The sequence below is a fragment of the Bradyrhizobium forestalis genome (genome assembly GCF_002795245.1).
GTDB classification, from domain to species: Bacteria; Pseudomonadota; Alphaproteobacteria; order Rhizobiales; family Xanthobacteraceae; genus Bradyrhizobium; species Bradyrhizobium forestalis.
Window position 1 is genome coordinate 90,356 of record NZ_PGVG01000015.1, and the last position, 14,754, is coordinate 105,109.

Here is a 14,754-nt window from a genome sequence, read left to right on the forward strand (position 1 = left end):
GTAATGGCCCCAACAATGTGGCCGCGGAATATGCCGCCCTCGCGCTGCATGTGATTGCTCTGGGCGGAGATTGTAACAAAAATGGCAATATCGATCAATGCAACGAGCGGCGCTCTCGCGCTCAAATCCTGCATTACCGCAGCGCTCCCGATGAATTTTCACGCGACGTTCGCGCGTCCGTGCTGGGGTCCTTCAGCTACAGCAGGCTTCTGTGCCAAAAAGGCAAGTCGCTATCGAGATCATCCACCTGCAAGCGGGCATTGCCGGAGGTTCGCTCAAAGTCGTGTGCTGCCAATACGTGCGATTATAGATCAATAACCACGCGCCCATGACCATGAAATTACTTCACGATTGCGCAGACGACCTCTTTAACCTGCATAAAGCCGAAGTTCCTCGAGAGAGGCCGGGGCAGCGAGCCAAGGGGCACTGAGCGCGTGCGCCGGTGGCCCGATTCCGTCGCCAGGCGTGGGGCGGGCGCTGGTTTTTAAGGCAAAGATATGCTTCATCGCAAGAATTTATCGCGATGTCCCTCTACAGTGCAGGATGCGAAGCGCTCGGGTATTAGCGCCGATAGGTGCCGTGTTGTGAAACGACATCTGAGTAGGGCAGTGGCGAGCGATCTCTACCAACTCCATCTGGGCAGGTATGCCGAAGGCATTGGTTGGACGCAGCAGGCGCGATAAACGGCAAGTTATCTAGCGGCAATTGAACCTCATATGCGCGCAAGTACGAGCATGCCGTACATAATCGCAGAGCATGATCGCAGGACGTCACATTCGCAAGCCGAGGCGTCCAACGAGAAAACAAAAGCAGGCCGATCAGGCGAGCTGCCGCAATGGATCAGCGATCGCAGAGATGCTGGACATTGCGCCGCGCTGCAAATCGGCTGACCGGCAGTCGCGGAGGCATACGATCTGATGTACTTGGGTTGCAGTCGACCAAATGCCCATTATCTTTGTCGCTGGTATGAGGGAGATCTCCGAATGCTGGACGGCGCCACGACCGCGCTTCTGCGGACGATCCTGGATGAAGTCTACGAGAGCGTCCCACCGTATGATGCGGGCGTCCGCGCCTACGTTGCGTCCACAATCCTGGACGCCGCCATCAGAGGTGAGACGCGCCCCCGATCTGCTTAAACAGATCGGTCAGGAAGCTCTTTCCAGAGCACCAACGATGTGGCGATAGATCTAGGGCATGGCTTGTCATTGAGGTGAATTTCCAAGTCACAGTGCTGAAGATCCTGTCCTGCTATCCATGTTCGCGCGCGCCGTCGCGTCGCCTACGGCATAGCGATCCGGCCAGTTCGCAGAGGTGTATCGTGGTCGCAAATCGATGGCGGCCTAACGTCACCGAAGACGCGGCGTTATCAGATGTGAATCGGTTGGCGCGTTGCTCGCTGCGAGGCCGATCGTTGAAACGAAAAGAGTAGCTCGCACAACGGGCAGCGCATCCAAGCCTTGGCGCACTACCCTTGCGCGCCACGATGCCGGTGAGGCATCGCGCTAATTACCTTCGTCCGGAAGCGAGGGGCGAACTCAGTGTTCGGCGCCGGAGCGCAGTCAACTCACGCGAGCCGGTGCGCCGTTGCTGCTTACTCCTGCGGGAGCGCCGCAAGCGCCCTTTCGATCACTGTGATGTCTTGACTGACCTGAGCGATCGCTGGCTTCGGATCAACTCCAGTAACGCAGTTCAATTGCTGCAGTAGCTCCCGCCGATGCACCAGAAGGTTCTCCAGCGCGCTGCGGTTGTTTAGTTTCACATAGCCGTCGACAATCAATCCAATCGAAAGGGACATCGAAACTCTCAAACAAAGCTGTTCTCAACTAAGATGCGTATAGCACATCGACAAACGATGTTCAGCTCGTCGGGAGAGAATACTGGCGGGCTAGCTTGTCAGCGACAGGCGTCCGGCGCCGCGGGTGTGACCGACTATTCCTTGCGCCTTACAACCGTCCAGCTCTGTTTGAAGGACTAACCGTGCAGAAAGACGGCGTATGGCGAGCCAAAAACGCTGCGGATCGTCGCCATGGAAAGGCTAGGCTAGGTGAACTAATGATATCACGAACTGCCATGGTCCTTATCCGCCTGCCGAATGGCTTCCGAGGTGCGATGACAGGCGGCGCGTTGATTGACGACATGCTCGCCTGAATATCTCTTCGTAGAGATTGCGACGACCTCAGGAGCGTCCAGGATGCTCGATGAATATTTGGCCCGCATTCGTGCTCACCGCAACAACATCCACCGCTATCGTCGCCTGCTGAAGTCGAACCTGTCGGACGTCGAACGTCAGTTCATCGAAGAACGCCTCACCGAAGAGCGGACCGCGCTGGAGTCTCTTTCGGACGAGACCTTCCCGCTCGCGTTTAGCCTTCGGAAGGCGGCGGACATACCGGCGAGCTAGGCGCGGAGCCGCGAACGACGCGCGCATTTGGGACTACGCGATTTCTCGCCGGCGGCATCATCATGAGTTCGCGACCTGGCAAATAATCGATGATATCCGCCCGCTGTTGGCCTAGTCCCGAAGACCTGATCTGCTGACCTGCACGTGAGTTCATTCGGCTCGCGTATCAGGTGCTCAATCTATATCGGCATTAGCCCATAGCGGATTAAAAAGCAGCGCTGTTCGATCGGTCCTCGCTCGCGGACCTGTTTGTATTCGGCCATATCCTCGGCAGTTTGTTAGATTGGCTACACTCCCAGCCAAATCGTTCTCAGTCGCTAGCCAGCTGAGACAGCCACAACTTCATCTTTTCATCGGTCTGCGACCACGGCATGAGATTTGCTCTACTAGCTGAGACGCTGCGGAACCATATTCGCGGCGAGAGGCAGAGCAAGGAAGGAAACGACTTGCCAAATCTGCGACTGGAGACAGTTTACGACGCCGGCAATATCTCCAGCAGCATTCTGGGGAATATAAAGGTGAGCGGCGGCGCCACGCGAAAGGTGGAACATCAAGTTGGTGCGCGCCGATCGGGCTCGCCTGCGAAATACCCTCGCGCCGATATTTTCACTAGTCGCCGGGCAAATGGAAGGCCTTTTGCGTGTAGCCGATCCCATAGGCCTACTGCACAGGCTCTCGGCGACCGACGGTTGGTTGTTTCGACGGAGATCGCAGTTCGGCCGAGCGACAGGGAAGTCGCAGTTCCCTGGCAGAACAACGGTCTCCAGCTTTTGGATCAATCACGTCAGCCTGCACCGGGCAATCCAACACTATGATTGTGCGCAGCCTGTACGACGTCGAAGCAACCGATCACTTCGTCGATTGGGGCAATGGTACCAGCCACCGCCTTCTAACGGATAAGGACGGCATGGGTTTTAGTATCTGCCACACCGTGGTGCGCGCTAACACCGTTTCTCTTCTGCAATACCGGAATCATCTCGAGGCCTGCTACTGCATCGGCGGAGAGGGCGAGGTCGAGGACATGGACGGCAATGTCTTTCCCATTCGCAAGGGTGACATGTATGTGCTTGACAAGCATGACAAGCATTTCCTGCGCGGGGGACGAAACAACGACATGATCCTCGTTAGCATCTTCAACCCGCCCCTCACCGGAACCGAGCGCCACAAGCTCGACGACCCGGCAGGTTCCACATATTGAGGGATGCGAAGAAACGCCAATTCCAACATGACTGCCGTTAATTGCGAGAAACATTTACTCGAGCGATCCAGCACTGCCTCGTATCGCACGCACGGACCTTAGAAAAAGTGTTTGTCCCGGTTGTACTAAAGGCGCACGCGATGCGCTTCGGCTGAGCTGACAAATTACTTTGGTATTCCGGGTCCCTTTTTCCTTGTCGGGAAGACCGGGCGGGCGAAGGCTTGTGCCGATTGATAGCGCGCTCAGTTGTACGATGTCTGGCGACGCTGTTGGATAGCTGACATAGCACCGCTGTGGCTATCGCATTGATTGCACCCGATTTCACCTTTGGCACGATACATGCGTAATCCTCTAAAGAGTGCCATAGAGGAGAAGTCGGTCGATGCGAACGCTTACCAGAACTCTGACGCGGTCGAGTGGCAGCTGCGATACCGCCTGCATCATTTTTGGTGATGCGGAAGGTTGGCAGGAAAATTGAGTGATCTGCTTCGGCCGGTCTCGCCACATCAATGCAGACCAGCCTAAGCCCCAAAACAGATTCGAACGTGTGAGCGATTTGCGTGAATCAAGGAAGTCGCCTTCCGAACTTGAGCGATGAACAAGTGCACAGCATATCTGCCGCACATGAACTCCTGGCGCGAGGGGAGGAGTTTTGGCGACGGCGGCTCGAACAGTTTAGAAGATTGCATCCTCCTTTCGTGTCATCGTCCGTGGCTGCGGCGCCTTCTCGATGGCAGTCGAGTTCGTGGTGTAGCCCAAGCGCTTTGGCTAAACTTTCCCCACAAGATCGGTTGGAATATCTGGTAACGGCTTGGCTGATCTATCTCGCTCGGATGACGGGGGAAACCGAATTTCAACTGGGATGGAAGCCTGCATGGGATGGATTGCAAACTGCCTGTAAACTCGTCGAGGCGTTAATCGCCTCTGTCGTGCCGATGGATGTTTGCATTGAGCTTGCTCTCGATTTTGAAGAAGTGCGCAAAACCGTAGCGGCGGAAGTCGCGCAGCTGAGGACGCACGCTAGCTATACTCGGGATCTTATCGCGCGCTGGCCGACATTGCGAAGTGTAGAGGCGCTACGGGCACGCCAGCCTTGGCCGATCGGCATTGCAATCACGAAAGAGAGCTGTTCCGCCGCCGACGAGCTGTCGACGAGCCACAAGGCTGGCCAAGCCTTATGCGGCGATTTGCTGACCTTTGAGGTTCGCGCTCTGGATGGGAGCTTCCGCTGGCATTTTGATGCCGCTCGATTAGCGCCCAAGCAGATCGACCGCATGACGCAGCATTTGCAAGCTTTGTTACGCGGCGTGATGGACGATGCGGGGCAGCCTGTCGGCCGAATCGGCATTCTGCCGACTGACGAGCGCGCGTATCTACTGGAGGAGTTGAATCGGACGGCGGCGCCTTGTTCGTATGAGCGATGTATCCATGAGCTGTTCGAGGCGCAGGTGCAAAAGGCGCCGGAAGCGGTGGCGGTGGTCCATGAGAAGGAGAGACTGAGCTATGGCGAACTCAATGCGCGGGCCAACGGGCTGGCGCATCATCTGATCGAGCTTGGGGTCAAGCCGGACCAGCCGGTGGCGATCTGCCTGGAACGCAGCCTAGCGATGGTGGTTGGTGTCTTGGCGATCATGAAGGCTGGCGGCGCCTATCTGCCGCTAGATCCGGCTTATCCGTCAGCGCGGCTGCGGCAGGTCGTCGACGACGCAAAACCGAAACTGCTGCTTTGTGATGTCGCCGGTCGAACCGCATTGGGCGCCGAAGCCGTGGCCGATGTGACGGTGGTCGATCTGGAGACGGCGATCCCGCCTTGGGCCGACGGGCCGGCTTCGAACCCGGACCCGGGCACGCTTGGCCTCACCTCGCGCCATCTTGCCTATGTCATCTATACTTCCGGCTCAACCGGAATCCCCAAGGGCGTTGAAATGTCCCATGGCGCGCTTATGAATTCGCTTGCGGGGATTGGCACATCAAAGCTGCGCACACTTCAATTCGCGACCCTGAACTTCGATGTGTCCTGTCAGGAATTGTTCATTTGTTGGAAGGACGGCGGAGCGCTTGTGCTCCTGCGGGAAGAGACCCGGAGGCGATTCTCCGACCTATTGGAATTTGTAGAGCGGGAGGCGATCGAGCGGCTTTTCCTCCCGTTCGTGGCATTGAATCATTTTGCGGAAGTCTGGAGCACCCAGCGCGTGCAACTGCCCTCTTTAAAAGAGCTTTATACAGCCGGCGAGCGATTGCAGGCCACTCCACTGCTTAGGGAGTTCTTCGAAGCACACCCGAACGCGAGATTGATCAATCAATATGGCTCCACGGAAATCAGCGTCATTTCCGAGCACCACCTTGCAGCTGATCCGTCATGTTGGCCCCCGATGCCTCACGTCGGGCGTCCAATCGCCAACACGCGGGTGTACCTGCTTGATGGCCATGGCGCGCCCGTGCCGTTCGGCGCGGTGGGCGAGCTGTACATTGGCGGGGCGGGGGTGGCACGGGGCTACCTGAACCGCCCTGAACTGACAGAGGAGCGGTTCATCGCCAGTCCCTTTGTCGAGGGCGATCGGCTGTACCGGACCGGCGACCTTGCACGTTATCTGCCGGACGGCAATCTTGAGTTCCTGGGCCGCAACGACGATCAGGTGAAGATCCGCGGCTATCGCATCGAGCCGGGCGAGATCGTCGCGCGGCTTTGCGAGCACGCCTGGGTGCGCGAGGCGGTGGTGGTGGCACGCCAGAACGGCGCCGGCGACAAGCATCTGATCGCCTATGTGGTCTGCGCGCCCGAGGCCGGCTCGGACGAGGGCGATGGAGGCGGGCTTGCGGGCGCCTTGCGGGCGCACTTAAGTGCGCGGCTGCCGGATTACATGGTGCCGAGTGCGTTCGTGCGGCTGGCGGCGCTTCCGCTGACGGTGAACGGCAAGCTCGATCGGAACGCGCTGCCGGCGCCGGCCGATCAGGCCTATGCGCTGGCGGCCTACCAGTCGCCGCAAGGTGCAGTCGAGACGGCGCTGGCGCGGATCTGGGCCGAACTCCTGGGTGTCGAGCGCATCGGGCGCAACGACCACTTCTTCGAACTGGGCGGCCACTCGCTCTTGGCCGTGCAGATGTCGAGCCGGCTGTCACAGGCTGTCGGGGTCGAACTGCCGCTGTCGACGCTGTTCGCAAGGCCAGTGCTGACTGATCTGGCGGCAAGCATCGTCGAGCTGTTGAGCCGCTCCGGTCCGCAAGAGCTGCCGTCGATTGCAGCCGTGTCGCGTCATGAGCCGCTTGTACTGTCGTTTGCCCAGCAGCGGCTATGGTTTTTGGCGCAGCTGAACGAAGGCAGCACGAACTATCACATTCCGCTGGCCTTGCGACTGCGCGGGATGCTCGACCACAGCGCCTGGCAGCGCAGCCTTGACCGTCTGTTTGCGCGTCATGAGGCGCTGCGCAGTGTCTTTGTCGCGACCCAGGGCAAGCCCCGGGTTGAGGTTCTGCCGCCGGATGCGGGTCTGCCGATAGTTGAGCACGATCTGCGGGAGAGATCGGATGCAGAAGCGGCACTTTTGGATCTGTGCCATGAAGAGGGCCACACGCCATTCGATCTTGCGCACGGTCCGCTGATCCGCGGGCGTCTGGTGCGGATGTCGGATAAGGAACACGTCTTTCTGCTGACCCAGCATCACATCGTCTCGGACGGCTGGTCGATGGGCGTGCTGCTGCGTGAACTTAGCCAGCTCTACCGGGCATTCGAGGCTGGGCAGGACGATCCTCTGCCGCCGCTTGCGATCCAGTATCCGGATTATGCCGCCTGGCAACGCCAATGGCTGTCGGGAGATCGGCTGCAGAAGCAGGCGCAGTATTGGCGCAGCGCCCTGGCAGGCGCGACCCGTCTTGTCTTGCCGCCGGACCATGCACGGCCTGCCCAGCAGTCGTTTGCCGCGGCGACGGTCCCGATCATCGTCGATGCGGATTTGACGCGGGAGCTGAAGCGGCTGAGCCTGCAGCATGGCACGACGTTGTTCATGACGGTGCTGGCGGCCTGGGCGGCGGTGCTGTCGCGTCTGTCGGGGCAGGACGATCTTGTGATTGGCGTGCCGAGCGCCAATCGGGGGCACCGCGAGATCGAAGAGCTGATCGGGTTCTTCGTCAACACCCTTGCGCTTCGGATGGACCTGTCCGGCAAGCCGCGCGTGTCGGAGCTTCTGGAGCGGACGCGGTGCACGGTGCTGGCTGCGCAGGAGCATCAGGACCTGCCGTTCGAGCAGGTGGTGGAGATCGTGCAGCCGCCTCGGGCTCTTGATCACACGCCATTGTTCCAGGTGATGCTGGCCTGGGAGAACAATGCGGTTGGATCATTGGACCTGCCGGGGCTGAGTGTCGAAGCTGCCGGGGAGGTGCTTGATCAGGTCGAGTTCGATCTGGAGCTGAGCTTTGGCGAGCATGGCGAGGAGATCGCCGGAACGCTGGGGTATGCCACGGCGCTGTTTGATCAGGCGACGATCGAGCGGCAGCGTGGTTATCTGCTGGCGCTGCTGCGGGCGATGGCTGCCGATGCGCAGCAAGAGGTCCACCGGATCGAGCTGCTGTCGACTGCCGAGCGCACGTATCTGCTGGACGAGCTGAACCGGACGGCGGCGCCGTACCCTGCGGAGCGGTGCATCCACGAGCTGTTCGAGGCGCAGGTGCACAAGGCGCCGGATGCAGTGGCGGTGGTCTGCGATGATGAGCGGCTGAGCTATGGCGAGCTCAATGCCCGGGCCAACCGCCTGGCGCATCACCTGATCGCCCTCGGGGTCAGGCCGGACCAGCCGGTTGCGATCTGCGTCGAGCGCAGTCCGATGATGGTGGTGGCGCTTTTGGCAATCTTGAAGGCCGGCGGGGCGTATATGCCGCTGGACCCGGCCTATCCGTCGGCGCGGCTGCATCAGGTACTCGACGATGCGGCGCCGCGGCTGCTGCTGGCCGATGTGGCCGGCCGTGCCGCCTTCGGCGCGGATGTGCCGGGAAATGTGAGCGTGGTGAAGCTCGATGCTGCGGCGCCGGCCTGGGCCAGCCTGCCGGAAGCGGACCCTGACCCGCGCGCGCTCAGCCTGAGCTCCCGCAATCTCGCCTATGTGATCTACACCTCGGGATCCACGGGCACGCCAAAAGGGGCACAGAACGAGCATCGGGCTATCGTTAATCGCCTGATCTGGATGCAGAACGCCTATGGTCTGAAGGCAACAGACGTCGTGTTGCAGAAGACGCCATTTAGCTTCGATGTCTCGGCTTGGGAGTTCTTTTGGACTTTGCTTGAAGGGGCAACGCTGGTCGTGGCGCCGCCCGGTGCGCACAGAGAACCCGATGCATTGGTCGACTTGATCGTCAGCCAGCGCATCACGACAGTTCACTTCGTGCCATCCATGCTGGTCAGCTTTTTGGATGCGAAGAGTGTTGACCGCTGCACATCGCTGCGGCGGGTTTTATGGAGCGGCGAGGCGCTCCCTGCCGCCAGTGTGCATAGGGTTCGGCGCGTATTGCCCTGGACGGCCCTGCACAATCTCTACGGTCCGACTGAGGCCGCGATCGACGTTACATCCTGGAGCTGCCCGGCTGGATTTGATGAGGCTATCGTCCCGATTGGTCGCCCTATTGCCAACACGCGGGTCTACTTGCTGGATGGTCATGGCGGGCTGGTGCCGTTCGGTGCGGTGGGCGAGCTCTGCATTGGCGGGGCGGGGGTGGCGCGGGGCTACTTGAATCGCCCTGAGCTGACAGCGGAGCGGTTCATCCCCAGCCCCTTTGTCGAGGGCGACCGGCTGTACCGGACCGGCGACCTTGCACGTTATCTGCCGGACGGCAATATTGAGTTCCTGGGCCGCAACGACGATCAGGTGAAGATCCGCGGCTTCCGAATCGAACCGGGCGAGATCGTCGCGCGGCTTTGCGGCCACGCCTGCGTGCGCGAGGCGGTGGTGGTCGCGCGCGAGGATGGTCGCGGCGAGCAGCGCCTCGTTGCGTATGTCGTTGCCGCCGAAGCTGAGGAATCTGATCTTGCCGGCGATTTGCGGGCGCATGTGAGTGCGGGGCTGCCGGACCACATGGTGCCGAGTGCGTTCGTGCGGCTGGCGGCGCTTCCGCTGACGCTGAACGGGAAGCTCGATCGAAACGCGCTGCCCGCCCCGGGCGACGAAGCTTATGCGCGCCGGACCTACGCGCCGCCACAGGGCGAGATGGAGACGGTGCTGGCGCAGATTTGGGCCGAGCTGCTGGGGCTGGAGCGGATCGGACGGAACGACAACTTCTTCGAACTGGGAGGGCACTCGCTCTTGGCGGTGCAGATGATCGAGCGTCTACGGCGGCGGTCACTGCGCATCGAGGTGCGCACCTTGTTCGTCAACCCGGTGCTGGCGGATCTGGCTGCAAGTCTGGGCCGCCATCACGAGGTGGCGGTCCCAGCCAACCTGATCACCGAGCGGAGTGCGGCGATCACGCCGCAGATGTTGCCGCTGATCGAGCTAGCGCAGGACGAGATTGACCGGATCATCGCCACGATACCCGGCGGGGTTTGCAACATCCAGGACATCTACGGCCTGTCGCCGCTGCAGGACGGCATCCTGTTCCATCATTTGCTAGCGGCAAAGGGCGATCCATACCTACTGGTGTCGCAGATGGCGTTTGCCGAGCGTGGGCTGCTCGATCGCTATCTTGCCGCGGTCCAGCGGGTGGTGGATCGGCATGACATCCTGCGTACCTCGTTTGTCTGGGAGGGATTGTCGCGGCCGGCCCAGGTGGTTTGGCGGCAGGCGCAACTGGAGGTGATCGAGGTCCAGCTGGATGGCGCTCATGGCACTGGAGCCGAGCAGCTCAGGCAGCAGTTTGACCCACGTCGGCACCGCATCGAGCTTGGCCGGGCGCCACTGCTGCGGTTTGTGATAGCGCGCGAGCCCCGCAGCCCGCGCTGGCTGCTGCTGGAGCTGCAGCATCATCTGATCGGAGATCACACGACGCGGGACGTGATGCATGCTGAGGTCCGGGCCGAGCTGGAGGGGCGCCAGCATGAGCTGACCGCGCCGCAGCCATTCCGCAATCTGGTGGCGCAGGCGCATCTGCGCCGTGATGCCAAGGCCGATGAAGCGTTCTTCCGGGAGCTGCTGGCCGACATCGACGAGCCGACCACGCCCTTCGACTTGAGCGAGGTGCGTGGCGACGGCGGCGGGGTTCGAGAGGCGCATCGGATGCTGCCGTCAGCGCTCCATGCGAGGCTGCGCGAACAGGCGCGGCGGCTGGGCGTGAGTCTGGCGAGCCTCTGCCATCTGGCGTGGGGACAGGTGGTGGCGCGCAGCAGCGGCCGCGAGCAGGTGGTGTTCGGCACGGTGCTGTTAGGCCGGCTGCAGGGCAGCGCTGGCGCCGACCGCGCCGTGGGGCTGTTCATCAACACCCTTCCGCTGCGGCTTGATCTCGATGACACCGCCGTCGAGGCGAGCGTGCGGATGACGCACGCCCGGCTGGCCGACCTGCTGGCACATGAGCATGCCTCGCTGGCGCTCGCACAGCGCTGCAGCGCTGTTGCGGCGTCGGCACCGCTGTTCAGCACACTGTTGAACTACCGTCACAACACGGCGCCGGCTGTGCCCGGCTCCGGGACGGATGATGTGTTGTCGGGCATGGAATGGCTGGGTGGGGAGGAACGCACCAACTATCCCCTGACTCTGTCGGTGGAGGATTTTGGCGAGGCGCTGGGCCTCACTGTGCAGGTGGCGGAACCGATCTCGGCGGATCGGATCTGCGGCTACATGCAGCGGGTGCTCGAGCAGCTGGCAAAGTCGCTGGAGCATGCCCCGGATACGCCGGTACGCGAGCTGGACATCTTGCCGGCTGAGGAGCGCACCTATCTGCTGGAGGATCTGAACCGGACGGCGGAGGCCTATCCATCGGACCGGTGCGTCCATGAGCTGTTCGAGGCGCAGGTGCAAAAGGCGCCGGAGGCGGTGGCGCTGGTCTGCGAAAACGAGCGGCTGAGCTATGGCGAGCTCAATGCGAAGGCCAACCGCCTGGCGCACCACCTGATCGCGCTCGGGGTCAAGCCGGACCAGCCGGTTGCGATCTGCCTCGAACGCAGTCCGGCGATGGTGGTTGGTGTCTTGGCGATCCTCAAGGCTGGCGGTGCCTATCTGCCGCTGGACCCAGCCTATCCCAGCCAGCGGCTGTATCAGGTTGTCGACGATGCCGCGCCGCGGCTGCTGCTTTGCGACGTCGTCGGTCGCGCAGCACTCGGCCCTGAGGTGCTGACCGATGTGACGGTTATCGATGTGGAGACGGCCACGCCCGCCTGGGCCGACCGGGCGGCTTCAAACCCTGACCCGCGCACGCTTGGCCTCACATCGGGCCATCTCGCTTATGTGATCTACACCTCAGGCTCAACCGGAACCCCAAAGGGGGTCATGGTCCAGCATCAGGGCTTGGTCAATCTGCTGTCGGCTCAGGTCGGCCTCTTTGGCGCTTCTTCCAACAGCCGCGTCGTGCAGTTTGCCTCCATTGCTTTTGATGCAAGCGCTTGGGAGCTTGTCATGGCGTTTGGCTCCGGAGCCGCTCTGCACTTGCCTGCGGAAGAGATCCGTCAAGCGAGTAGCAAGCTATCGGATTATCTGCAAAGCGAATCCATCACCCACGCGACATTACCCCCAGCGTTGCTTCAGACAAGCAAGGATCCGGAAGATTTGGCTGTGCAAGTTCTCATTCTTGCTGGAGAGCTGCCGAAGCCAGAACTCATGCGAAGTCTGGCCCCAGCATCAATTGCCAATGCTTACGGCCCGACCGAGGCAACAGTCTGTGCGACGATCTGGACTTGCCCGGCTGATTTCAATGGGTCGTTGGTCCCGATCGGGCGTCCAATCGCCAACACGCGGGTGTACTTGCTTGATGGCCATGGCGCGCCCGTGCCGTTCGGCGCGGTGGGCGAGCTTTACATTGGCGGGGCGGGGGTGGCACGGGGCTACCTGAACCGCCCTGAACTGACAGCCGAGCGGTTCGTCGCTAGTCCCTTTGTCGAGGGCGATCGGCTGTACCGGACCGGCGACCTTGCACGTTATCTGCCGGACGGCAATATTGAATTCCTGGGCCGCAACGACGATCAGGTGAAGATCCGCGGCTATCGCATCGAGCCGGGCGAGATCGTCGCGCGGCTTTGCGAGCACGCCTGGGTGCGCGAGGCGGTGGTGGTGGCACGCCAGAACGGCGCCGGCGACAAGCATCTGATCGCCTATGTGGTCTGCGCGCCCGAGGCCGGCTCGGACGAGGGCGATGGAGGCGGGCTTGCGGGCGCCTTGCGGGCGCACTTAAGTGCGCGGCTGCCGGATTACATGGTGCCGAGTGCGTTCGTGCGGCTGGCTGCGCTTCCGCTGACGGTGAACGGCAAGCTCGATCGGAACGCGCTGCCGGCGCCGGCCGATCAGGCCTATGCGCTGGCGGCCTACCAGTCGCCGCAAGGTGCAGTCGAGACGGCGCTGGCGCGAATTTGGGCCGAGCTCCTGGGTGTCGAGCGCATCGGGCGCAACGACCACTTCTTCGAACTTGGCGGCCACTCGCTCTTGGCCGTGCAGATGCTCAGTCGCGCATTAAAGCTTGGCCTGAGTTTTAGCGCCACCGACCTCTTCCGAGCCCCAGTTCTGAAGGAGCTTGCATCGAAGATTCGTTTGCAGGTGCAGCCCAGTAACACGGCGGTGATTCCCGTTCGACCGACCGGCTCGCAGCCACCTCTGTTCTTTGTCCCGACAGGTTTTGGGGATTGTTCGTATGTCCTCGGTTTGGCAGCGGAAATGGATGCAGACTGCTCGGTCTACGCTCTGCCATGGCCTCCTTTCGATGACGTTCGTCCACCGACTATTGAGGCAATAGCCGCAGAGGTGATTCTTGCAATTAAACAGATCCAGCCACGTGGCCCATACCGCTTTGCTGGATACTCATCAGGTGCAATCCTGGCTTATGCAATTGCCGAGCAGTTACTGAGTGTTGATGAAGTTGTATCATTCATGGCGTTCATCGATGTTAGTCTAGCTGCGGCTTCTTCAAAGGGATCACTGAAGAATTTGGCACGAGAATTTGTCTTGGATCGTTGTGGAATCTTGCGCGATGAGTATCACGAGGTTTTGGAACGCGACACCGAACAATGTTCCATCTCTGAGTTGTTTGAAAAGGCGCAGCAAACAGGAGCGTTAGCTCCAGATCACGATCTTCACAGTGACGTTTCGATGTACCAAAGAGCCGCGACATTTCACCGCGCGCTACAATCGTATCGCGTTCCGCCGCTCGCGATTGAAATACATCAGTTCTATGCGAGTGAGCCTCGCATCAGTCGTTGGGTACCACCTGACAAACAACCCAGTAGCGGCTTGCCAAACCAAGGGTGGGACCGGGTCGTGAATGCTGGGTCTCTTCGTGCCGTACCGGTTCCAGGCAACCACGTGACAATGGTGAGCAATCCAGAAAACCGCCGAGTTCTGGCTCGAGCCATTTCAACAGCCTTGATCGGCACTGTTGAATAGACCGAGAGAACTTTCTCCGAAAGCTGAGGGTTCGAAGGTTCGTCTCGAGCTCCGGCGCTGCCCGAGTCGACAGCTTCAGCACGAAAGCGGCGGCCGACTGGTCTGCCTATTCAGCGCGGTATGACCACTTGTGCTCGTACAGGTGCATAGACAGGAATACGAGATGGCCTGGAAAGCAGCTCCTGATGTGGCTGAGTATATCCTCAATCTCATTCGCATGAAATTTGGCTACCATCACATGGACGATGTCCGTGTTGGGAACGGGTTCATTTGGGAGACTTCTCAGGTTCGATTTTATTTCGATAAGGTTGGCTCGCCGAATGTTAGCCTTTCAAGCGGACCACGGGCGAGTCATCTTGATGATCGTTGGGCCAATCTATTTGATGATGACTTCAGCCCGGACGGGATCTACTCGCATAGCTTGGCGATGCGGATGGTGTCGGGGGACGATCCATCATCGCCTATCCTTGAACGTCTGCGCTACGCAAACGCGCTTATCGCAGAGGCGTTTAGTGAGCCACATGATCGAATTCGCCTCGTTCGCCTGGTGGCGGCGCTGGAGGCACTTGCCGTGCTGCCGCGCGAGGAGAAATCTGAAGGCCTCGCCGAACGGTGCGCATTTGCGGGCGGCTGACCAAAGCGACCTGAGATGT

Annotated in this window: 5 protein-coding genes and 1 pseudogene; 5 read left to right on the forward strand and 1 reads right to left on the reverse strand. The window is 60.7% G+C overall.

Annotation, left to right across the window (positions count from 1 at the left end; genetic code table 11):
• Nucleotides 1-983 precede the first annotated feature (983 nt).
• A pseudogene (locus tag CVM73_RS41060) lies at nt 984-1,185 on the forward strand (hypothetical protein).
• 406 nt (nt 1,186-1,591) lie between these two features.
• Here the strand turns inward: CVM73_RS41060 and CVM73_RS19360 are convergent.
• Complete coding sequence (locus tag CVM73_RS19360; RefSeq protein ID WP_100233486.1) at nt 1,592-1,795, reverse strand: hypothetical protein; 204 nt, start codon at nt 1,793-1,795, stop codon at nt 1,592-1,594.
• Between the two features lie 396 nt (nt 1,796-2,191).
• Between CVM73_RS19360 and CVM73_RS19365 the strand changes: the two genes are divergently transcribed.
• The 4 genes from CVM73_RS19365 to CVM73_RS39265 all read left to right on the forward strand — a co-directional run bounded on the left by CVM73_RS19365 (nt 2,192) and on the right by CVM73_RS39265 (nt 14,735).
• A complete protein-coding gene (locus CVM73_RS19365; protein WP_100233487.1) occupies nt 2,192-2,401 on the forward strand; it encodes a hypothetical protein in 210 nt (69 codons plus the stop codon).
• An 811-nt stretch (nt 2,402-3,212) separates the two neighbouring features.
• A complete protein-coding gene (locus CVM73_RS19370) occupies nt 3,213-3,599 on the forward strand; it encodes an ectoine synthase (RefSeq protein WP_100233488.1) in 387 nt (128 codons plus the stop codon).
• A gap of 560 nt (nt 3,600-4,159) precedes the next feature.
• Nucleotides 4,160-14,101: a non-ribosomal peptide synthetase gene (locus CVM73_RS19380; RefSeq protein WP_100233489.1), complete on the forward strand. Its 9,942-nt coding sequence runs from the start codon at nt 4,160-4,162 to the stop codon at nt 14,099-14,101.
• Between the two features lie 163 nt (nt 14,102-14,264).
• Nucleotides 14,265-14,735 carry a hypothetical protein gene (locus CVM73_RS39265; RefSeq protein ID WP_146006625.1) on the forward strand — a complete coding sequence of 157 codons (471 nt, stop codon included), beginning with the start codon at nt 14,265-14,267 and terminating at the stop codon, nt 14,733-14,735.
• Nucleotides 14,736-14,754: the final 19 nt, after the last annotated feature.

Coding starts and splice junctions, on each gene's coding strand:
- CVM73_RS19360 (WP_100233486.1), bottom strand. CDS start 1,795: ATGTCCCTTTCGATTGGATTGATTGTCGACGGCTATGTGAAACTAAAC.
- CVM73_RS19365 (WP_100233487.1), top strand. CDS start 2,192: ATGCTCGATGAATATTTGGCCCGCATTCGTGCTCACCGCAACAACATC.
- CVM73_RS19370 (WP_100233488.1), top strand. CDS start 3,213: ATGATTGTGCGCAGCCTGTACGACGTCGAAGCAACCGATCACTTCGTC.
- CVM73_RS39265 (WP_146006625.1), top strand. CDS start 14,265: ATGGCCTGGAAAGCAGCTCCTGATGTGGCTGAGTATATCCTCAATCTC.